Source organism: Agromyces rhizosphaerae, from assembly GCF_027925245.1.
In the GTDB taxonomy this organism is placed as follows: domain Bacteria; phylum Actinomycetota; class Actinomycetes; order Actinomycetales; family Microbacteriaceae; genus Agromyces; species Agromyces rhizosphaerae.
Genome location: NZ_BSDP01000001.1, coordinates 1,260,219 through 1,282,384 on the forward strand (window position 1 = coordinate 1,260,219; position 22,166 = coordinate 1,282,384).

The 22,166-nt window shown below is 71.1% G+C and carries 15 protein-coding genes and 2 tRNA genes; 4 read left to right on the forward strand and 13 right to left on the reverse strand.

The features are described 5' to 3' along the window. Positions 1–10: 10 nt before the first annotated feature. From QMG39_RS06005 to serS, 12 genes are all read right to left on the reverse strand, one after another. Entirely contained in the window at positions 11–841 is an 831-nt protein-coding gene (locus QMG39_RS06005; RefSeq protein ID WP_281883070.1) for an alpha/beta fold hydrolase, read from the reverse strand. Further along, the gene (locus QMG39_RS06010; RefSeq protein ID WP_281883072.1) at positions 841–2,661 is read right to left on the reverse strand and encodes a glycoside hydrolase family 3 protein; all 1,821 of its coding nucleotides are present in this window, start codon (positions 2,659–2,661) and stop codon (positions 841–843) included. Before QMG39_RS06010 ends, QMG39_RS06005 begins: the two co-directional genes overlap by 1 nt. An 89-nt stretch (positions 2,662–2,750) precedes the next feature. Beyond that, complete coding sequence (locus QMG39_RS06015; RefSeq protein WP_281883074.1) at positions 2,751–3,608, reverse strand: ATP-binding cassette domain-containing protein; 858 nt, start codon at positions 3,606–3,608, stop codon at positions 2,751–2,753. Next, complete coding sequence (locus tag QMG39_RS06020) at positions 3,605–5,410, reverse strand: dipeptide/oligopeptide/nickel ABC transporter permease/ATP-binding protein (RefSeq protein ID WP_281883076.1); 1,806 nt, start codon at positions 5,408–5,410, stop codon at positions 3,605–3,607. Before QMG39_RS06020 ends, QMG39_RS06015 begins: the two co-directional genes overlap by 4 nt. Then, a complete protein-coding gene (locus QMG39_RS06025; protein ID WP_281887183.1) occupies positions 5,407–6,342 on the reverse strand; it encodes an ABC transporter permease in 936 nt (311 codons plus the stop codon). The genes QMG39_RS06020 and QMG39_RS06025 overlap by 4 nt, the downstream gene beginning before the upstream one ends. A 76-nt stretch (positions 6,343–6,418) precedes the next feature. Continuing rightward, on the reverse strand, positions 6,419–7,945 hold the full coding sequence (locus QMG39_RS06030; RefSeq protein ID WP_281883078.1) for an ABC transporter substrate-binding protein: 1,527 nt from the start codon (positions 7,943–7,945) through the stop codon (positions 6,419–6,421). Between the two features lie 145 nt (positions 7,946–8,090). Beyond that, positions 8,091–9,200 (reverse strand): PQQ-dependent sugar dehydrogenase, encoded by a 1,110-nt coding sequence (locus QMG39_RS06035; protein WP_281883079.1) that lies wholly within the window; start codon positions 9,198–9,200, stop codon positions 8,091–8,093. Positions 9,201–9,258: 58 nt separating this feature from the next. After that, positions 9,259–9,347, reverse strand: a tRNA-Ser gene (locus QMG39_RS06040). A gap of 89 nt (positions 9,348–9,436) precedes the next feature. Continuing rightward, positions 9,437–10,753 (reverse strand): LCP family protein, encoded by a 1,317-nt coding sequence (locus QMG39_RS06045; protein ID WP_281883082.1) that lies wholly within the window; start codon positions 10,751–10,753, stop codon positions 9,437–9,439. Positions 10,754–10,795: 42 nt separating this feature from the next. Next, a tRNA-Ser gene (locus tag QMG39_RS06050) sits at positions 10,796–10,883 on the reverse strand. Positions 10,884–11,084: 201 nt separating this feature from the next. Further along, the gene (locus QMG39_RS06055; protein ID WP_281883084.1) at positions 11,085–11,885 is read right to left on the reverse strand and encodes a Cof-type HAD-IIB family hydrolase; all 801 of its coding nucleotides are present in this window, start codon (positions 11,883–11,885) and stop codon (positions 11,085–11,087) included. A gap of 9 nt (positions 11,886–11,894) precedes the next feature. Next, positions 11,895–13,163 (reverse strand): serine--tRNA ligase, encoded by a 1,269-nt coding sequence (gene serS, locus QMG39_RS06060; protein WP_281883086.1) that lies wholly within the window; start codon positions 13,161–13,163, stop codon positions 11,895–11,897. Between the two features lie 112 nt (positions 13,164–13,275). Between serS and QMG39_RS06065 the strand changes: the two genes are divergently transcribed. Next, a complete protein-coding gene (locus tag QMG39_RS06065; RefSeq protein ID WP_281883088.1) occupies positions 13,276–14,298 on the forward strand; it encodes a diacylglycerol/lipid kinase family protein in 1,023 nt (340 codons plus the stop codon). Between the two features lie 9 nt (positions 14,299–14,307). On the opposite strand, the gene pheA is transcribed toward QMG39_RS06065, so the two are convergent. Next, entirely contained in the window at positions 14,308–15,261 is a 954-nt protein-coding gene (pheA, locus tag QMG39_RS06070) for a prephenate dehydratase (protein ID WP_281883090.1), read from the reverse strand. Between the two features lie 156 nt (positions 15,262–15,417). Between pheA and pgm the strand changes: the two genes are divergently transcribed. The 3 genes from pgm to treY all read left to right on the forward strand — a co-directional run bounded on the left by pgm (position 15,418) and on the right by treY (position 22,096). Beyond that, positions 15,418–17,043, forward strand: a complete 1,626-nt coding sequence (pgm, locus tag QMG39_RS06075) for a phosphoglucomutase (alpha-D-glucose-1,6-bisphosphate-dependent) (protein ID WP_281883092.1) — start codon at positions 15,418–15,420, stop codon at positions 17,041–17,043. Between the two features lie 68 nt (positions 17,044–17,111). Beyond that, the gene (gene glgX, locus QMG39_RS06080; protein ID WP_281883094.1) at positions 17,112–19,673 is read left to right on the forward strand and encodes a glycogen debranching protein GlgX; all 2,562 of its coding nucleotides are present in this window, start codon (positions 17,112–17,114) and stop codon (positions 19,671–19,673) included. Then, positions 19,673–22,096 (forward strand): malto-oligosyltrehalose synthase, encoded by a 2,424-nt coding sequence (treY, locus tag QMG39_RS06085; RefSeq protein ID WP_281883096.1) that lies wholly within the window; start codon positions 19,673–19,675, stop codon positions 22,094–22,096. The genes glgX and treY overlap by 1 nt, the downstream gene beginning before the upstream one ends. Positions 22,097–22,166 lie beyond the last annotated feature (70 nt).

The window sequence follows — 22,166 nt, forward strand, 5'->3', positions numbered from 1 at the left end:
AGCGCCGGACTCACGGCTCGAGCTGCCCGAGGAAGCCACCCGCCGCGGCGAGGGCCTCGTCGAAGCGGTCGCGGTGGACGTTGTGGCCCGCGTCCGCGACGTGCACGAGTTCACCGCGCGCCATGAGCCCCACCGCCTCGGCGGCGACATCCGCAGTCACGCGCCCGCCGAGATGCGCGTCGCCGGTGAGCAGCAGCGCCGGGCATCGCACCCGTGCCGCGACGCTGCGCCAGTCGCGCCCGAGCGATGCGTACAGCGCCAGTGCGGCCGGGTCGAACTGCGCCTTCGTCTCCGCCCACGGCGCGAGTTCACTGTCGTGCCAGTGCGGATTCGCCTCCCGCGCCAGCGCGATCCGCGCCTCCGTCGGGATCGCCGCCATCTTCTCGAGCAGCGTCAGGAACCTGCTCCTCGGGTCGTCGCCACCGCCCGACGCGGGAACGGGTGGCGCGTCGAGGAACGGCGGATCCTCGAGCACGACCGCTGCGACCAGATCCGGGCGCATCGCGGCGACCTGCGCCGCAGTGGACGCCCCGAGCGAGTGACCCCAGATGCGCACGGGTGCCAGGCGGAGCCCCTCGATCAGCGAGATCGCATCCGCCGCGAGCAGCGGGACGGAGATCTCGCCGTGGACGCGTCGGCTCAGCCCATGCCCGCGCGCATCCGGCATCACGATGTCGAAGCGGTCGACGAACTCGTCGGCCACACGCGTCCAGACCGCACCGCCGTCGGAGATTCCGTGCAGCATGAGCAGGGCCGGCGCCCCGGCGCGACCCCGGCGCCGGTAGTGGAGCGAGCCGCCCGTGGTCGCGAGGTCGCGCTCGGTCCCGGTTGGCCCGGCCATCAGACCGCCAGGCCGTGACCGAACGCGAAGAGCGGGTCGGCGGTGTCGAACGGAACGTCCGGCCGCGACGCCTCGACCGCCGCCATGGAGCGTGGCAGGTCGAACGGCAGTCGGCCCTCGGAACGACTCGCGCCCGTGACCACGTCGAGGAGTGCTGCCGCTCCGGCACCCCAGTTCACGGTCACCGCCGCTGCCGACGCGACGAGCGGCTCGAGGATCGCCGGCCGATCGGCATAGACGTCGACGACCGTCGGCACCTGCTCCGCGACCTCGCGGACATGGTCGATCTCGTACGCGGGGAACTCGAGCGAGCCCGCGTGGAAGAAGTTCTCGAACACGGTCGCGCGTTCCTCGAACGGCGCCCTGAGACGCAGGATGGCGACGTCGGCCTCGGCAGGCGAGGAGACGACCTCGCCGTAGCCCGCCGCGACGTCGGCATCGATTCCCTCGACGTACAGCCGCGCGCCGCGCGGGACGGGCAGGATCGGCGCGTCGGCGTCACCGTCCGCTCGGTCGCGCGTGCGGTTGGTGAGCACCGTGATCGCTGCGCGCTGGGCGGCCTCGCCGGCTGCTCGGAAGTCCGCGCGGCCGACGAGCTCATCGGCCGCGTCCTCGTCGACGTACGGATCGTCGAACAGCCCGAGTTCGAACTTCTCGCGCAACAGGCGCCGGACCGAGACATCCAACCGCTCGACCGACACCTCGCCGGTCTCGACCAGCCCGACCAGGATGTCGGTGCACGCCTCGCCGCCGAACTGGTCGACACCGGCCTCGATCGCCGTGCGCATCCGCTCGGACGCGGTGAGGTGCTCGACGCCCCAGGCCTTGGCCGGCAGCGGGTCCCCGAAGATCTCGGCGTCGGAGATCAGGCCCCAGTCGGTGCACACCACGCCGTCGAATCCGTAGCGCTCGCGCAGCAGACCCGTGATCACCGACCGGTTGAAGCCGAAGCCGACCTCCTCGTACTCGGTGCCGACGGGCATCCCGTAGTAGGGCATGACCTGGCGGGTACCCGCCTCGAACGCGGCCTCGAACGGCTTCAGGTGCAGCTCGAACTCTCCGCCGGGGTACACCTGCTCGCGCCCGTATGCGAAGTGCGGGTCCTCGCCGTCCTTCTGCGGGCCGCCGCCCGGGAAGTGCTTCGTCATCGTCGCGACGGAGCCGGCGCCGAACGATTCGCCCTGGAAACCCCGGATGTACGCCGCCCCGAGGCGGCCGGTGAGTTCCGCGTCCTCGCCGAAGGTCGCATTCTGACGCGCCCACCGAGGCTCGGTGGCCAGGTCGACCTGCGGATGCAGCGCGACCCGGAGGCCCACGGCCGTGTACTCCTGCCGAGCGATGTCGGCGAACCGCTCGACGAGCTGCTCGTCGCGGATCGCGGCGAGACCGAGCGTCTCCGGCCACTGGGAGAACGGCCCTGCCATGATCGCCGCGCCCGGGTTGTCGCTGAACGAGTGCCGCGGATCCGTCGAGAGGGTCACCGGGATGCCCAGGCGGGTGGACGCGGCCAGCCGCTGGAGCCGGTTGTGCCAGGCGGCGATGTCGCGACCCGTGGGCGCCCCGCCCAACAGGTTGAAGTGCGTCATCCCGCGATCGACCACCAACTCGCGCGCCGACGGCAGGGAGAAGGCCGAGTTGTCGGCGTCGAGATCGACCAGCGGGAGGACCGTGTGGAAGCAGAGCCCGGCCTTCTCCGCCACGGTCATCTCGTTCAGCAGCAGCTCCACGCGATCGCTGATCGGCAGGCTCCGGTCGAGCCACGGCCGAGCGTGCTCGGTCCGGGCCGCGGGAGGGTTCGACTGATCGGTGGTGGTGGGCATTTCGCTCCTTCTGACGGGTGGGCGGTGGTCGGCCGGATGACGATCAGCCGGTGACGATGCGGGGGCGGACTGGTAGGGCGTCGTGGTACTCACGACATCACGGCCGTCGACGGCGCCGTGATCGACTCGCGCAGCGAGTGCCGAGCCGCGCGGCGCTCGGCCTGGGCGCGCGGGTCGGCGACCGGCGCCGCGAGGAGGAGGCGCTGCGTGTACGGATGGACCGGCCGCGCCGTCACCTGCTCGCCATCGCCGGTCTCGACGATCTCGCCGCGATACATGACCGACACCCGGTGACTGATGTGGCGGACGACGGCGAGGTCGTGCGAGATGAAGAGGTAGGCTACCCCTGTCCGCTCCTGGACCTCGACGAGCAGGTCGAGGACCCGAGCCTGGGTCGAGAGGTCGAGCGCGGAGACGGGCTCGTCGCAGACCACCAGCCTCGGGTCCAGCGCGAGTGCCCGGGCGATGGCGATGCGCTGCCGCTGTCCTCCCGAGAACTCCCGGGGGAGCCGGCGGGCGGCGTCCGAGGGCAGGGCCACCCGCTCGAGCAGGTCGCCGACGCGGCGGCTCGCCTCCTTCGCCGCGACCCCGCGCGCCATGAGCGGCTCCGCGAGGATCTGGGCGACCGTGAGGGACGGGTTCAACGAGGAGTAGGGGTCTTGGAACACGACCTGGATCTCGCTCGCGAGTGGTCGGCGTGCACGATGCGACAGGTGACCGATCTCCCTGCCGTCGAACACGATCTCGCCCGACGTGACGGGCGCCAGCCCGAGCACGGCGCGGCCCAGCGTCGTCTTGCCGGAGCCCGACTCGCCGACCAGGCCCAGCGACTCGCCCGGGCGGATGTCGAGGGACACCCCGGCGAGTGCGCGGAACGGTCTCGCACGGAGTCCTCGACCCGGGTACTCGACGATCAGGTCCCGGACCTTCAGCAGGCTCGTCATCATCGGGCTCCCCCGGTCGTCACGAGCGAATCGACCAGTGGCCCGCGCGCGGGGCCGTCGTCGAGGATCGCGTCCAGCAGCGAGCGGGTGTAGGGGTGGGACGGCGCCGTGAGGATGGTGCTCACGGTGCCCTGTTCGACGAAGCGCCCCTGCTGCATGACGGACACGCGGTCGCAGAGGTCGGCGACCACGCCGAAGTTGTGGGTCACGAGCAGCATCGACAGCTCCCGCTCGCGCTGGAGGTCGCGCAACAGGTCGAGCACCTCCGCCTGCACCGTCACGTCGAGTGCCGTCGTCGGCTCGTCGGCGATGATCAGTTCGGGATCTGTGGACACCGCACCCGCGATCAGCACCCGTTGCGCCATGCCGCCCGACACCTCGAACGGATACGCATCGAACGTGCGGCGCGGATCCGGGATGCCGACGCGATCCAGCAGTTCCAGGGCTCGCGCCGTGGCATCCTTCTTCGACAGCCCGAGGCCTCGTCGAAGCGGTTCGACGAGCTGGTACCCGATGCGGAACGACGGGTCGAGGTTCGACATCGGTTCCTGGGGGATGTAGCCGATGCGGGTTCCGCGGATGCGCGAGTAGGTGCGCTCCGGTGCATCCGCCAACTGGATGCCGCCGAAGTCGATGCTGCCCGCGGTGACACGACCCGCCGCGGGCAGCAGACCCAGCACCGCGAACGCCGTCTGACTCTTGCCCGATCCGGATTCGCCGACGAGGCCGTGGATCTCTCCGCGCCGGATGTCCAGGGACACCCCGTGCACGACCTCGATGTCGGCACCCGACACCGGCTGCTCGTACCCGACCCGCAGCTCCCGCACCGACAGGACGACGTCGCGCATCGGCCCAGCCGGAGCGTCGGAGTAGGCGATCGCGTCGCCTACGGGAGCGTCGACCACGTCCAGGGTTCGTCGCTGAGAGCGCCGGCGAACGGGCGAGACGCGTTCCAGCGCGTCTCGCATGGCGTTCGCGAGCAGGGTGAGCGCGACGCAGGTGAGCGCGATGGCGACCGAGGGCCACAGCATGAGCAACGGTTGCTTGTAGATGTTCGCGAAGCCGTCGGACAGCAGCCCGCCCCAGGTCGGCACGCTCGAGTCGCCGAGCCCGATGAAGTCGAGTCCTGCCTGCACGCCGATCGCGATGCCGGCGACGATGGCCGATTGGATGATGATCGGAGCGCGCACGACCGAGAGGATGTGGCGGCCGATGATGCGCGCGTCACCGAGCCCGGAGACCCGTGCGGCGTCCACGTAGAGCTCGTTTCGGACCCCGACGACCGTGGTGTAGGTCAGGCGGAAGTAGATGGGCGACAGGATGACGCCGAGGACGAGCATCGCGCCGAAGATCGTCGGCCCGAGCACGGAACGAGCCGCGATGAGCACGACGATGCCCGGCAGGGCCATCACGAGGGATGCGCACCAGGACGAGACCGCATCGAACCAGCCTCGGAAGTACCCCGCGACGAGTCCGGAGACCACCCCCAGCACCAGCGAGCTGACCACGGCGACGGCCGCGGCCGCAAGGGTGACCTGGGTCGCGACCAGCAGACGCGACAGCACGTCGCGACCTGCTCCGTCGGCCCCGAGCCAGTGCTCCGGGCTCGGTGACGCCAGGACGAGTTGCAGCGACGCCGTCCCGGGGTCGTAGGGGGCGATCCATGGACCGACGAGCGCGATCAGGGTGAGGAACGCGAGGAAGCAGATGGCGCCGAGTCCTGCCGGATTCCGCACCAGGCGCCGCCAGAGCGACGCGCTCTCGATGGTGGCCGGGATGCTGATGGGGGCTTCGATGGCGGTCATGAGAGTCGTACCTTCGGGTTGAGCGCCGCCTGCGCGAGGTCGATGGCGAGATTGACGACGATGACGATGATGGCGAACACGACGACCACGCCCATCACGACCGGGATGTCGCCGCCGACCCCCGCTGCGACCGTGAGCTGGCCCATGCCCGGGAGCGCGAACACCTGCTCGACGATGAGGGAGCCGCCCAGCAGTCCGATGAACTGGAGCGCGAGCACCGCGAGCGCGGGTCCGGCCGCATTGCGCAGCACGTGCCGGTAGACGACGCTCGCCGGCGAGAGGCCGCGACTGCGCAGCGTTCGGACGTAGTCGCGCGACATCCCGTCGATGACCGCACCGCGTATCTGCTGCGTCACGGCCGCGACCGCACCGAAGGACAGTGCCAGGATCGGCAGCGTCACGGACGCGAGCCACCCGGAGATCGAGTCCGTGGGCGGAACGTACCCGGTCGCCTTGAACCAGTGCAGGTTGATCGCGAATGCGAGCACGAGGTAGAGGGCGATGAGGAACCCGGGAATCGCGAAGCCGAGCACCGTGATGACCTGGATCACGCCGTCGACCCAGCCTCCCTTCTGCGCCGCGAGGATACCGAGCACGACGGACGCGATCGCCGTCAGCACCGTCGTGCCGATGACCAACGACAGCGTGACCGACAGCCGATCCGCGAGATTCACCGAGACGAGCTGGCCGTTGGTCCACGAACGACCGAGGTCGCCCTGGAGCGCGTTGGCGAGCCACTGGAGGTACTGCTGCCACAGGGGCAGGTCGAGTCCGAGCTCGGCCGTCTTCCTCGCGATCAGCTCCTCCGTGGCCGTCTCGCCGAGGATCCGGCGCGCGATGGTCGCGCTGTCGAGGTAGAGCAGCGTGAACGCGAGTATCGAGATCGCGAAGAGCAGGATCGCTCCGGCCACGATGCGCCGGACGATGAACATGAGCACGGTTCGCTCCTCCTGTCTGGAGAGGACGGTCTCCCCGGCCCGCCCTCCGGCGAGTCGGGGAGACCCGAGGTCAGGACTTCGGCTGGATGTCGTAGATGGCGGGGAAGATGTTCGTCGGGAGCATCTCCACCGTCGTCTCGGGATCCGTCGCAAAGCTGCCCTGCACGCGGTAGAAGGGCGCGAACCACGCGTGCTCGACGAGCCACTCGTTCAGCTCGCCGGTCGCCTCCTGCGCGACCGACTCATCGCCGAACTGGATCTGCTCGATCAGCTCGTCGACGCGCGGGTCCTGCGACCGGAGCGGGTTGAACGCAGCGGTCGGCGCGATCATGTAGTTGATCAGCTGCCAGTCCGGGTTCTGCTCCAGCGACATGAAGACACCCGGGTACTTGGGAGCGAGCATGTCCGCGATCGCCTGGTCGATTCCCGTGTCCACGTACGACACCCGGATGCCGACGTCCTCGAGCTGCTGCCCGATCAGCGCGAAGGTGCTCGCACCGAGCATCGAGATGGACATCGATTCCATCTCGAACCCGTCGGGGTAGCCCGCCTCCGCGAGGAGCTGCTTCGCGCGCTCCGGGTCGTAGGTGTAGTAGTCGTCCAGGCCGTCGTCGTACCCGACCGACGAGGCCGGGAACATCTGCGTCGTCACGGTGCCGAGGCCGCCCTGAAGCGTCTCGAGCATCGCGTCCCGGTCGATCGCGAAGTTGATCGCCTGACGCACCTTCACGTTGCCGAGGGCGGGATTCATCTCCCCGTCGCGATCGAACAGCAGGAGGCCCTGCACGTCCAGCTCCGTCGACTCGATCGTCCAGCCCGCGGCTTCGACCTCCGCCACGTCGTCGTTCGTCACCAGCTTGACGCCGTTCGCCTCGCCCGCCTTGAGCGCGTTGAGCGCAGCGGTCGGGTCCGTGATGACGTTGATGACGAGCTCGTCGTAGTGCTGGACCTCGGGGTTCCAGTACTCCGCGTTCTTCGTGTACACGTACGTGGTGCCCGTCACGGTGGCATCCGTGTCGAGCACGTACGGCCCCGAGCCGACGGGCGTCGTCGCGACCTCGGGGCTGTCGAGCGAGTCCGCGCTGCCGACGAGGCCGGCATCCCGGGTGAGATAGCTCAGCAGCGCGGGGTCGGGCGCCTCGAGCGCGATGGCGACGGTTGCGTCGTCGAGCGCCTCGAAGCCCTCGACGGCCGCGAACTGGCCGGCGTTCGGGGACGTGCCGTCCTTGTACCGCTGGAGGTTCTTCACCACGACGTCCGCGGTCAGGTCGGACCCGTCGGTGAACGTCACGTCGTCGCGCAGCGACAGCGTGAGCACGGTGTTGTCCTCGTTGTACTCCCATCCGGTCGCGAGCCACGGCTCGATGGTGCCCGCTGGGGTCGCGAGCAGCAGCGTGTCGAACACCGACTGGTAGAAGGGCGATGAGTTGCCCCACGATGCCCCTGCAGGGTCCATCGTGTCCGGGGCGGTGAAGCCGACGAGGGTGAGCGTGCCGCCGGACTCGTCGGTGGAGGCGGATTCGCTCGCTGCGGCACATCCGGTGAGGGCGAGCGCGGCGATCATGAGCGCGGCCGTTGTGGTCTTCCAGCGGGTCAACGTTGATCCCTTCCCATAGTCGCGATACGCCGTCGTATCGCTGTGGGGGAAAACCTAGCACGGTTCCGTATATTCGCTAGAATATATTCCACACGATATAGCTTCACTGGACGCGCGTCGTCAGGGGCAACGACCCGTCAGGAGGTCACGACCGGACGTCGATCCGCAGGATGCGATCGTCGCCGTCGCGCGGCGAGCCGCGCCCGTCGGTGTTGTTGGTGAGCACCCAGAGCGAGCCGTCGGGTGCGGCGACGGCGTCGCGCAGGCGTCCGTACTCGCCGGCCAACAGGTCCTCGTGCTGCGTCGGGTCGGCGACCGGGACCGCCCGCAGCACCTGCCCGCGCAGGTTCGCGAGGAAGAGCGTCTCGTCGACGATCGCGATGCCGCTCGGGCTCGCCTCGTCGGGGTTCCACTGCTGCACGGGGTCGATGAACCCGTCGCCGCCGCCAATGCCCTCGACCTCGGGCCAGCCGTAGTTGCCGCCGGGCTCGATCACGTTCAGCTCGTCCCACGTGTTCTGCCCGAACTCCGAGGCGAACATCGTGCCGTCGTCGGCCCAGGCGATGCCCTGCACGTTGCGGTGGCCGTAGCTGTAGACGAGCGAGCCGTCGAAGGGGTTGTCATCGGGCGCGTCGCCGTCAGGTGTCATCCGCAGGATCTTGCCGGCGAGCGAGGCGAGGTCCTGGGACGCCGGGCGGTCGCCCGCGTCACCGGTCGTGGCGTAGAGCATGCCGTCGGGCCCGAACGCGATGCGGCCGCCGTCGTGGAAGTTCGCGTCGGGGATGCCGTCGAGGATCGTCTGCGGCGAGCCCAGTGCGAGGCCGCCGGGTTCACCGCGCAGCACGAAGCGCTGGATGCGGTTGCCGCCGGGCGTGGTCGAGTACGCGTAGAGGCGGTCGGCGTCGTCGACGGCGAGGCCGAGCAGGCCGGCCTCGCCATCCGAGCGGATGCCGGCGACCGCGCCGACCTCGCGCGCCTCGCCGGTCTCGGACAACTCGAGGATGCGACCGGTGTCGCGCTCGCTCACGAGCGGCGTGCCGTCGGCGCGGAACGCGACCGACCAGGGGGCGGCGAGTCCGGTGGCGAAGTCGGTCGGGGCTCCGAGCGACGGGACCGGCGCGAGTCCGCCGTCGGCGGCGGTCGGGGCGACGGCATCGGGCGTCGCCCCCTCGGAGCATCCGACCAGTGCACCTGCGACCGCGACGGCCAGGGCGAGGCGGATGCCCCGTGCGGCGGTACCCCTCAGCGATGCCATGCACCCATCCTCCGGCCCGGAGACGACGAAACCCCTCGCGAAGAGGGGTTTCGGTGAGCGGAGACGGCGGGATTTGAACCCGCGGTCCCCTTACGGGGACTCCACCTTAGCAGGGTGGTGCACTCGACCGGACTATGCGACGTCTCCTCGTGCGACGCTCGCGCGACGCACGCCTGACATCATAACCGCACATGCCCCCGAGCGACGATTCGAGGCCGGGAGCGGGCGGGCGGATGCTACTGGTCGGCGAGCGTGCGGCCCGCGGAGCAACGGGTGTCGGCCGCCGTCTGGCCGTAGACGTCGCTCGGCAGCGCCTCTGCGGTGGGCTCGGGCGAGGCGGTCGCGGTCTCGCCACCGGCATCCGCCGTCGACTCGGGCGCCGTGGTCTCGGCCGGCTCCTCGGTGGCCTCGGCGCTGGGCGAGGGCGATGCGGTCTCGTCCTTCTCCGAGGCGAAGCTCGCCTCGTTCTGGTCCTCGTCGAACGAGACCGGCCGGTCCTCCTGCAGCGCGAGGTTCACGACCTCGGCCGACGCGGTGGGCACGACGGCGCCCCCGTTCGCCGTGTACCCGGTCGGGTACTGGATGAACGCGAGCTGGGCGAGGTCGATGTCCTTCATCGCCTTGGCGATCGAGACCATGCGCACCGGGTCGGTGAGGCTGCTCGAGAGCTGCATGTTCGCCAGCGCCGCCTTCGCGATGCTGAACAGCTTCACCGGGTCGGTGAACGTGCCGTCGCTCTGCAGCGTGCGCGCGAGCGCGGAGAGGAAGACCTGCTGGTTCGAGATGCGGCCGAGGTCGCTGCCGTCGCCGACGCCGTGGCGGGTGCGGAGGAACTGCAGCGCGGGGATGCCCTCGAGGGTGTGCATGCCCGCGTCGAGGAACGTGCCCGTGTAGAGGTCCTCGATGGGCTCGGCCACGCAGACCTCCACGCCGCCGACGGCCTTGGAGAGCGCGGCGACGCCGAGGAACTGCACGACGCCCGCGAACGGGATCGTGACGCCGGTGAGGTTCTCGACGGTGCTCACGACGCAGGCCATGCCGCCGTACGCGAGCGCGGTGTTGATCTTGACGCCGTACTGGTCCCAGAGGTCGGCACCGGTCTCCGGGTCCTTGCAGCCGACCAGGTCGACGAGCATGTCGCGCGGGAAGCTGATCACCGAGGCGTGCGTGTGGTCCTCGGAGATGTGCAGCAGCATCGTCACGTCGTTGAGGACGGCCGTCTCCTGGGTCGGGTCGCCGAAGCCGTTGCCCTGGCCCTCGCGGCTGTCGCTGCCGACGAGCAGGAAGTTCACGCCGCCGTCGATCGCGCCCACGTCGGGCACGCCCTCGAGCACCTCCTCGTTGCCGAGGGTCACCGACGGCTGCACCGTGTCGGCCAGGTCCCACGCCGCGTACGCCGCGACGGAGACACCGCTGACGAGCAGCACCGCGAGCGTCGAGGCGGTGACCTTGGCCAGCGTGCGCCAGGCGCTCGACTTCTTCAGGCGGCCGTGCCGGGCGACGGTGGGGTGCTTCGCGGCTCGACGCGAGCTGTGGCGGATCTCCTCGTTCACTCGGCTCCTTCCCGGTCTCCTGGTCGTGTCGTGGTCTTCGGTTGGCGGAGGGCGTGGGATTCGAACCCACGAGGCATTGCTGCCCACTGGTTTTCAAGACCAGCTCCATCGGCCGCTCGGACAGCCCTCCCGGCCGGGCACGCTGACGCGGCCGTACTCGACGGCATCCTCGCTCCCGAACTGGCCCGATTCTACTCGAACGCAGGTTGCGAGCCTGCCAGCGTCCACTGGGAGACCCCTGAACCGGGGCTGTGCGCGGGCAGTCGACGGATGCCGCGGGCGGCATGCCCGAGCCGGGCCGTCGCCGCGCGTGCCCCCGCCCGAATGGGTCTCAGGGCAGCGAGTCGAGCGCCTGGACGACCCCGTCGTGGTCGATGTCGCCCGTCACCTCGGTGGCGGCCGCCTTGACCTCGTCGGGCGCCTGCCCCATCGCGACCGCGCGGCCCGCGCGAGCCGCCCACTCGAACATCTCGATGTCGTTGCGGCCGTCGCCCACCGCGAGCACGCGGTCGGCAGGCACCCCGAGCCACTCGCGCACGCGCTCGAGCGCGGTGGCCTTGTTCACGCCCTCCGGCGCGATGTCGAGCCACGCCGTCCAGCCGATGGCGTAGCTCACCTGGTGCAGGCCCATCTGCTCCACGATCGCGAGGAACTCGTCGAGCTCGTGCCCGGGCGAGATGACCACGACGCGGGTGGCGGGCGTGTGCAGCAGGTCGTCGAAGTCGACCTCGTGCGCGTCCTCGAGGTCCCAGTCGTCCATGCCCGCGGTGTAGAGGCGGTAGCCGGTCGGGTCCTCGACCATGAAGCTGCCCTGCGGGAGGTACTCGCGGATGCGGCGCAGCACGTCGGCCGGATCGAACGTCTCGATGTGCTCGCGGCGGTAGCCGCCGCCGGGTTCGCCGTCGCGCTTCAGCACCAGCGCGCCGTTCGCGCAGACCACGTACTCGGGCTCGATGCCGAGGCGCTCGAGGATCGGCCGCGTGTGCTTCCAGGAGCGTCCCGTGGCGAGCGTCACGAGGTGCCCCGCGTCGCGGGCGACCTGCACGGCCTCGACGACGGCGAGGTCGAGCGTGCCGTCCTCGTGCAGCACGGTGCCGTCGACGTCGAGCGCGACGAACCAGGGCGACGTCATCGGCGAGGCCTACTTGCCCACCGGCTCGAGCACCTCGAGGCCGCCGAGGTACGGCCGGAGCGCCTCGGGCACGACGACCGAGCCATCGGCCTGCTGGTGGGTCTCGAGGATCGCGACGATCCAGCGGGTGGTCGCGAGGGTGCCGTTGAGGGTGGCGACCGGGGCCGTCTTCCCGCTCTCGGTGCGGTGGCGGATGTCGAGACGGCGCGCCTGGAACGTCGTGCAGTTCGAGGTCGACGTGAGCTCGCGGTACGCGCCCTGCGTCGGCACCCACGCCTCGACGTCGTACTTGCGTGCCGCGCTGGAGCCGAGGTCGCCCGCGGCGACGTCGATCACGCGGTAGCTGAGCCCCAGGTCCTGCAGCATGCCCTCCTGCCAGGCCAGCAGCCGCTCGTGCTCGGCCTCGGCGTCGGCCGGGTCGACGTAGGAGAACATCTCGAGCTTGTCGAACTGGTGCACGCGGATGATGCCGCGGGTGTCCTTGCCGTGCGAGCCGGCCTCGCGGCGGTAGCAGGTCGACCAGCCCGCGTAGCGCAGCGGGCCGCCGGACAGGTCGATGATCTCGTCGGAGTGGTACCCGGCGAGCGCCACCTCGCTCGTGCCCGTGAGGTAGAGGTCGTCGGCGGGGAGGTGGTAGACCTCCTCGGCGTGCGCGCCGAGGAACCCGGTGCCCTGCATGATCTCGGGGCGCACCAGCGTCGGGGTGATGAGCGGCGTGAAGCCCGCGTCGATCGCCCGGGCAAGGCCCATGTTCATGATGCCGAGCTCGAGGCGGGCGCCGACGCCCTTGAGGAAGTGGAAGCGCGCACCGGAGACCTTCGCACCGCGCTGCATGTCGATCGCGTCGAGCAGCTCGCCGATCTCGAGGTGGTCGCGCGGGTCGAAGTCGAACGTGGGGCGCTCGCCCACCTCGCGGAGCAGTACGAAGTCGTCCTCGCCGCCGGCCGGCACCCCGTCGATCACGACGTTGCCGATCGCGCCGATCGCGGCGGTGAACCGCTCCTCCGCCTCGCCGGACGAGGCGTTGGCGGCCTTCACCTTCGCGGCGAGCTCCTGCGCCTGGGCGACCAGGGCGGGCTTGTCCTCCTTGGGCGCCTTCGCGACGGTCTTGCCGAACGCGTTCTGCTCGGCGCGGAGGGTCTCGAACGCGCTGATCGCCGCACGACGCGACGCGTCCGCCTCGAGGGCGGCGTCGACGAGGTCGGGAGACTCGCCGCGCGCCTCCTGCGAGCGCTTGACGACATCTGGGCTCTCGCGGAGCAGCACGGGGTCGATCACGCGAGCAAGTCTAACGGCGGCGTGCCCGGCGGGCCGCGGGGCGCCCTGCCCCGGCCCGCCACCCCGTGCGCGGCGGGCACATGTCGCGCACGGCATGCCGTACCGTTGAGCCATGGATGCGGGGGGAACTGGCGCGGACGGCGGGGAACGCCGGGCGGCGGTGATCTACAACCCCACGAAGAAGGGCGTCGAGGCGCTGCGCCGCGACGTGGCATCCGCCATCGAGGAGGCCGGCTGGGCCGAGCCGGTCTGGATCGAGACCGAGGCCGACGACCCCGGCAAGGGCATGGCCGAGATCGCTGTCGCGAAGGGCGTCGACCTCGTGATCGCCGCGGGCGGCGACGGAACGGTGCGCGCGGTCGCCGAGGGGCTGCGCGGCACGGGCGTCGAGATGGCCGCCGTGCCGCTCGGCACGGGAAACCTGCTCGCGCGCACGCTCGGCATCCCGGTCAACGACGTGAAGGGTGCGTTGCAGACCGCGCTGCACGGGGTGCCGCGCGCGATCGACGTGATCATGCTCGAGGTCACCCGCCCGGGCGGCGAGGCCGAGACGTTCGCCTCGCTCGTGATGGCCGGCATCGGCATCGACGCCGACATGATCGCCAAGACCAGCGACGACCTGAAGAAGCGCGTCGGCTGGCTCGCCTACGTCGAGGGCGCGGTTCGCGCACTCCCCGAGTCCGAACCGTTCCGGGTCTACTACCGGCTCGACGACGACCACGCCCACCGCGCCCGGGTCAGCTCGGTGCTCATCGCGAACCTCGGCGACCTGCCGGGCAACGTCGAGTTGATCCCCGACGCCGAGGTCGACGACGGCAGGCTCGACGTCGCGGTGCTCCAGCCCAAGGGCTTCCTCGGCTGGCTGCAGGTCTGGCGGCGCGTGACCTGGGAGAACCGGGTGCTGCGCCGCACGGCGGTCGGCCGCACGGTCATCAAGATGCGCGACGACACCGAGGGCTCCGAGCGCAGCTCGGTCATCGCGTACCTGCGCGGCCGCTCGTTCAGCCTCGACCTCGGCGACGACGCGAAGGAGCTCGAGGTCGACGGCGACGAGTTCGGCAAGGTCGTGAAGATCGCGGCGAAGACGGATGCCTCGTCGGTCGTGATCCGCGTCGACCGCGAGCACCTGGGCTGACGCCGAGCGCTACGCCTCGGGCTCGCCGCTCAGCAGGCCGCGCAGCCAGTCGCGCGCCTCGACGTAGACCGCGTCGTCGTACTTCGAGTGGTACTCGTTCGGCTGCTTGTCGGCGCGCGGGTACGAGCCCAGGAAGATGACGTTCGGGCTGAAGCGGCGCAGGCCGAGCAGCGCGTCGGCCACGCGTTCGTCCTCGATGTGCCCGTCGAGGTCGACCACGAACCGGTACCGACCCAGCGCGTCGCCGATGGGCCGCGACTCGAGCAGGCTCATGTTCACGCCTCGCGTCGAGAACTGCTCGAGCATCGCCAGCAGCGAGCCGGGCTCGTCGTCGGGCAGCTCGACGATGAGGCTCGTCTTGTCGGCGCCGGTGCGCGGAGGGATGGCGCGCGAGCGGCTGACGAGCACGAAGCGGGTCACGGCGTTCGGGTTGTCGCCGATGCCGGTCGCGAGCACGTCGACCGGGTGGTGCGCGTCGATGCCGGGCGGTGCGACCGCCGCATCCGCCACGTCGTTCTCGAACAGGGATGCGGCCGCCTGCACGTTGCTCGAGCTCGGCACGTGCGCGTGGCCGGGCAGCTCGCGCTCGAGCCAGCCGTGCGTCTGCGCGTACGCGACCGGATGCGCGTTGACGGTGCGCACGTCGGCGAGCGTCGTGCCCGGGCGCGCGACGAGCACGAAGTTCACCGGCACGAGGTACTCGCCGACGATGCGCAGGCCCGGCACGGTCGCCAGCGCGTCCTGCGTCGCCGAGACGCCGCCCTCGATCGAGTTCTCGATGGCGATCATCGCCGCCACCGCCCGGCCGGACGTGACGTCGGCCAGCGCCTCCCCCACGTTGTTCACGGGGTTCCACGGGTGCCCCGCGGCATCCGGAACCTGCTTCAGCGCCGCCTCGGTGAAGGTGCCGGCCGGCCCGAGGTACGAGTAGGCGTCGGTGGCGTCGGCAGCGGCATCCGTCATGGAGGTCAGCCTAGCCAGCGCGGGCGCGCGGCCGGCGCCGAGCGCGGTCTGGTTCGCGAGCGGCGAAGCGGCCCGGCGAGTCGACCGAGGGTAGGCACGGGACGGATGCCCCGCAAGGGCGTGACGCCTGCGCGCCCCGGTGGAAGGATGAAGGTCATGCACGAGCGAGCGGGAACCCCGGCCCTGGCATCCGATCTCATCGACGTCGATGCCCTCATCCACGCCTACCACGAGCTGAAGCCCGACGTCTCGGTGCCCGAGCAGCGGGTGGCGTTCGGCACCTCCGGCCATCGCGGGTCGAGCCTGAAGACCGCGTTCAACGAGCACCACATCCTCGCGATCACGCAGGCGATCGTCGAGTACCGCGCCGCGCAGGGCACCACCGGTCCCCTGTTCATCGGCGCCGACACCCACGCGCTGAGCGCCCCGGCGCAGACCAGCGCGCTCGAGGTGCTCGTCGCGAACGACGTGCGCGTGCTCGTCGACGAGTTCGGCGACTACGTGCCGACGCCCGCGCTGTCGCACGCGATCCTGAAGTGGAACAACGACCCCGAGCGCCGCGCCGAGGGCGAGGCCGACGGCATCGTCATCACCCCGAGCCACAACCCGCCCGCCGACGGCGGCTTCAAGTACAACCCGCCGCACGGCGGCCCCGCCGACTCGGATGCCACGAAGTGGATCGCCGACCGCGCGAACGCGATCATCGAGGGCGGCCTGCGTGACGTGAACATGCGGGAGGCCAGCGCGGTCGAGACCTACGACTTCCGCGGCAACTACGTCGACGACCTCGCGTCGATCATCGACGTGGACGCGATCCGCGAGTCGGGCATCCGCATCGGGGCGGACCCGCTGGGCGGGGCATCCGTGCACTACTGGGAGGCCATCGCCGAGCAGTACGGCCTCGACCTGACGGTCGTGAACCCCCGGGTCGACGCCACCTGGTCGTTCATGACGCTCGACTGGGACGGGAAGATCCGCATGGACCCGTCGAGCCCGTCGGCCATGGCCTCGGTGCTCGAGCACGCGGCGGAGTACGACATCGTCACCGGCAACGACGCCGACGCCGACCGCCACGGCATCGTCACGCCCGACGCCGGGCTCATGAACCCGAACCACTACCTCGCGGTCGCCATCGAGTACCTCTACGCGCACCGCCCCGAGTGGCCCGCCGACGCCGCCATCGGCAAGACGCTGGTGTCGAGCTCGATGATCGACCGGGTGGCATCCGCCCTCGGCCGACGGCTCTGGGAGGTGCCGGTCGGGTTCAAGTGGTTCGTGCCGGGCCTCATCGACGGGTCGGTCGCCTTCGGCGGCGAGGAGAGCGCCGGCGCCTCGTTCCTGCGCAAGGACGGCACGGTCTGGACGACGGACAAGGACGGCATCCTGCTCTGCCTGCTCGCATCGGAGATCCGCGCCGTGACGGGGAAGAGCCCGTCGCAGCTCTACGCCGAGCTGGTCGAGCGCTACGGCGACCCCGCGTACCAGCGGGTCGACGCGCCCGCGACGCCGGCGCAGAAGGCCGTGCTCGGCAAGCTCGACGGCGACGCGATCACGGCGACCGAGCTCGCGGGGCAGCCCATCACCGCGAAGCTGTCGAAGGCGCCGGGCAACGACGCCGCGATCGGCGGCCTCAAGGTCACGAGCGAGGACGCCTGGTTCGCGGCCCGCCCGAGCGGCACCGAGGACGTCTACAAGATCTACGCCGAGTCGTTCCGCGGCCCCGAGCACCTCGCGGAGGTGCAGGCGGAGGCGAAGCGCATCGTCGATGCGGCGCTCGGCTGACGCCACCCGCTGCACATCCCCGTAACACGGGGGTGCGATGATGACGCATTGCTTCGGAAGGGGACTGAATGCAGGCGTGGCCCGGAACCGCATATCCGCTCGGCGCGACATTCGACGGCAGCGGCACCAACTTCGCCCTGTTCAGCGAGGCCGCGGAGCGCGTCGAGCTCTGCCTCTTCGATGAGGACGGCACCGAGACCCGCGTCGAGCTGCAGGACGTCGACGCGTTCGTCTGGCACGCCTACCTGCCGCAGGTGCAGCCCGGCCAGCGCTACGGCTACCGGGTGCACGGCGCGTACGACCCGAAGCGGGGGCTGCGGGCGAACCCGAACAAGGTGCTGCTCGACCCGTACGCGAAGGCCATGGCGGGCGCGTTCGACTGGGACCAGGCGCTGTTCTCGTACGACTTCGGCGACCCCGACTCGCGCAACGACGAGGACTCGGCCGCGCACGTCATGCACTCGGTCGTCATCAACCCGTTCTTCGACTGGGCGGGTGACCGGCCGCCCAAGACGCCGTACAACGAGACGGTGATCTACGAGGCCCACGTGAAGGGCCTCACCGAGCTGCATCCGGCCATTCCCGAGGAGCAGCGCGGCACGTACTCCGGGGTCGCGCACCCGGCGGTCATCGAGCACCTCCAGCGGCTCGGCGTGACCGCGCTCGAGCTCATGCCCGTGCACCAGTTCGTCCAGGACTCGACGCTGCTCGAGAAGGGCCTGCGCAACTACTGGGGCTACAACACGATCGGCTTCCTCGCGCCGCACAACGAGTACTCGTCGACCGGTGAGCTCGGCCAGCAAGCGCAGGAGTTCAAGTCGATGGTGCGGGCCCTGCACGAGGCCGGCATCGAGGTCATCATCGACGTCGTCTACAACCACACCGCCGAGGGCAACCACCTGGGGCCGACCATCGGGTTCCGCGGCATCGACAACGCCGCGTACTACAAGCTCGAGGAGGCCGACAAGCGGTACTACACCGACTACACCGGCACCGGGAACTCGCTGAACGTGCGGCATCCGCACGCCCTGCAGCTCATCATGGACAGCCTGCGGTACTGGGTGCTGGAGATGCACGTCGACGGGTTCCGCTTCGACCTCGCGGCGACGCTCGCACGCGAGTTCTACGACGTCGACCGCCTGTCGAGCTTCTTCGACCTCGTGCAGCAGGACCCGGTGGTCTCGCAGGTGAAGCTCATCGCGGAGCCGTGGGACGTCGGGCCCGGCGGGTACCAGGTCGGCAACTTCCCGCCGCAGTGGACCGAGTGGAACGGGAAGTACCGCGACGAGGTGCGCGACTTCTGGCGCGGCGAGCCGTCGAGCCTCGGCGAGTTCGCGGGGCGCATCACCGGTTCGGCCGACCTGTACGAGAACAGCGGCCGGTTCCCGTTCGCGTCGATCAACTTCGTGACCGCGCACGACGGGTTCACGCTGCACGACCTCGTGTCGTACAACGAGAAGCACAACCAGGCCAACGGCGAGGGCGGCAAGGACGGCGAATCGCACAACCGCTCGTGGAACTCGGGCGCAGAGGGCGAGACGACCGACCCCGAGGTGCTCACGCTTCGGGCCCGCCAGCAGCGCAACTTCATCGCGACCCTGATGCTCTCGCAGGGCGTGCCGATGCTGCTGCACGGCGACGAGCTCGGACGCACGCAGCTCGGCAACAACAACGTCTACGCGCAGGACAACGAGCTGAGCTGGGTGCACTGGGATGCCGCGGACGAGCCGCTGATCGAGTTCACCGCCGCGGTGTCGCGCCTGCGCAAGGACCACCCGACTTTCCGCCGCCGCCAGTTCTTCGACGGCCGCCCGGTCGAGAGCGAGGAGGGCGCGAAGCTGCCCGACATCGTCTGGCTGCGCCGCGACGGCACGCGCATGCAGCCCGCCGACTGGGACCGGCCGCTCGCACGCACCGTGGGCGTGTTCCTGAACGGCGACGGCATCCGCGAGCGCGACGCACGCGGCGAGCCGATCACCGACGTCGACTTCCTGCTCTTCTTCAACGCCGACCCCGAGCCGGCGAAGTTCACGATCCCCACCCGCACCAGGCGGCAGTGGGACATCATCCTCGACACCTCGGGCATGTCGGCGGATGCCCCGCCCAAGCGCGCCGGCCAGCGGCTCACGCTCGTGGGCAAGTCGCTGCTGGTCATGCGGGCGCACGCCGTCGACGAGGCGGAGCCCGACCACTCGGTCGCCGCGTCGCTCGCGGTGCGGAGCGCGCAGACCGGGGCGATCCCGGTGCAGTCGAGCGCCGCGTTCGACGCGATGCTCGCGCGCGGCGGGGGCGACATCGAGACCGAGGACCCGGAGCCGGGCCAGGAGGCGCGCGAGGCCGCGGCCGAGGCAGCGGCGGCCGGCGATGCCGAGGCGGCCGAGCGCGAGGCCGCGGCCGAGGCCGAGGCGGTCGCCGAGGCCGCCACCGAGATCGAGGCGAAGGCGGCGGCGCGGGTCGCGTCACCGCGGTCGGCGTCGGCCGCGGTCGAGGCGACGGATGCCGCGAGCGCGACCCGCACGCCGACGAAGCCGATCCCGTCGCCGGTCGACGACGAGCCCGATGCGCCGGCCGACTCCGACTCCGAACCACCCGAACCATCCGAACCATCCGAACCACCCACGGAGGACTGATGCGCCGACCGGTCTCGACCTATCGCCTGCAGGTGCGGGCGGGCTTCGACCTCGACCGGGTCGCCGGGATCGCCGACTACGTGCGCGCGCTCGGCGCCGACTGGCTCTACCTCTCGCCGCTGCTCGAGTCGGCGGGGGGCAGCGACCACGGCTACGACGTGGTCGACCACTCGCGGGTCGACGCCGCGCGGGGCGGGCCCGAGGGGCTCGCGCGGGCGGTCGCGGCTGCGCGGGCGCACGAGCTCGGCGTGCTCCTCGACACCGTGCCGAACCACGTCGGCGTGGCGGTGCCCGCCGAGATGCGCTGGTGGTGGGACGTGCTCGAGCGCGGCCGTTCGTCGCGGTTCGCGGAGGCGTTCGACATCGACTGGGAGTTCGGCGGCGGGCGGCTGCGGTTGCCCGTGCTGGGGTCGGCGGAGGACGTCGCGTCGCTGCGGCTGGTCGAGGTCGAGCCGAGCGAAGACGAGGCGGATGCCTCGGGGCCGACGGGCGACGCGGCGGGCGCGCCGCGGTTCGAGCTGCACTACTGGGACCACCGGTTCCCCGTGGCATCCGGAACCGCCGCCGCAGGCGACGACCCGGTCGCCGTGCACGACCGGCAGCACTACGAGCTGATCGACTGGCGGCGGGCCGACTTCGACCTCAACTACCGGCGCTTCTTCGCGGTGAACCAGCTCGCGGGCGTACGGGTCGAGGTGCCGTGGGTGTTCGACGAGTCGCACGCCGAGATCGTCCGCTGGCTGCGCGAGGGGCTCGCCGACGGCATCCGCGTCGACCACCCCGACGGGCTGCGCGACCCGGGCGGCTACCTCGACCGCCTCGCCGCGGCGACCGGGCACGCGTACGTGCTGGTCGAGAAGATCCTCGAGGGCGACGAGCCGCTGCCGCCGCACTGGGAGGCCGACGGCACGAGCGGCTACGACGCGCTCGCCGACATCGACCGCGTCTTCGTCGACCCCGCAGGCGCGCCGGCCCTCGACGCGCTCGACACCGAGCTGCGCGGCGGCACGCCCGCGCCCGCCTGGCCCGACCTCATCCACACCACGAAGCGCGCGATCGCCGACGGCATCCTCCACTCCGAGGTCCTCCGCCTGACCCGCGAACTCCTCGCCCCCGCCGAGCCTGCACGATTCGACGCTCTGAGCGCTGAGAACGACGATTTGCGCAGGTTCGGCGATACGCGGGTCGCGGACGCGGTGGCGGAGGTGCTGACGTGCTTCCCGGTGTACCGGTCGTACCTGCCGTATGGGCGGGAGCACCTGGAGGATGCGGTGGCCGAGGCGCGCTTGCGCCGGCCCGAGCTGGCGGGCACGATCGACGCGGTCGCTGCGGTGCTGGGCGATTCGGGGCATCCGGCCGCCGTGCGGTTCCAGCAGACGAGCGGCATGGTCATGGCCAAGGGCGTCGAGGACACCGCGTTCTACCGGGCGACGAGGCTCGGCACGCTCACCGAGGTGGGCGCCGATCCGTCGGAGTTCGCGATCGACGTGCCGACGCTGCACGAGCGGTTCGCGAGGCGGCAGGCCGAGTGGCCGCTCTCGATGACCACGCTGTCGACGCACGACACGAAGCGCGGCGAGGACGTGCGGGCGCGCCTCTCGGTGCTCGCCGAGGTGCCCGAGCGCTGGGCGGCGGCGCTCGGCGAACTGCGGGCGATCGCGCCGACGGGCGACGGGCCGTTCGACGCGCTGCTCTGGCAGGCGATCTTCGGGTCGTGGCCGGCGTCGCGCGAGCGACTGCACGCCTACGCCGAGAAGGCGTCGCGCGAGGCATCCGTCTCGACCACCTGGACCGCACCCGACGAGGCATTCGAGCAGCGGATGCACCGTGCCGTCGACGCCGCCTTCGACGACCCGCGCGCCCGCGAGATCGTCGAGGGGCTCGTCGCGGAGCTCTCGGCGCCGGGCTGGTCGAACTCGCTGTCGGCGAAGCTCGTGCAGCTCGCCGGGCCCGGCGTGCCCGACGTGTACCAGGGCAGCGAGCTGTGGGAGACGAGCCTCGTCGACCCAGACAACCGGCGGCCCGTGGACTTCGGCGAGCGCAGGCGCCTGCTCGCCGAGATCGACGCGGGCGCGCTGCCGCCGGTCGACGAGTCGGGCGCGGCGAAGCTGCTCGTGACCTCGCGGGCGCTGCGGCTGCGGCGCGACCGTCCGGAGCGGTTCACGCGGTACACGCCGATGGCCGTGGAAGGCCCCGCGGCGGCGCACGCGATCGCGTTCGACCGCGGCGGGGCGCTCGCGGTGGCGACGCGGCTGCCCGTCGGCCTCGCCGCGCGCGGCGACGACCCGTGGGCGGGCACGGTGCTGCTGCGGCACTCCGGGCCGACGGTCGACGTGCTGACCGGGCGGCGTTTCGAGGGCGGCGTCGTGCCGATGGGCGAGCTGCTCGCGACGTACCCGGTGGCGCTGCTGGGGCCGGCGTGATGGGCGCGAGCCGGGCGGGCGACGCGGCGAGGCATCCGATCGCGCCCCGACCCCCACGAGACGACTCTTC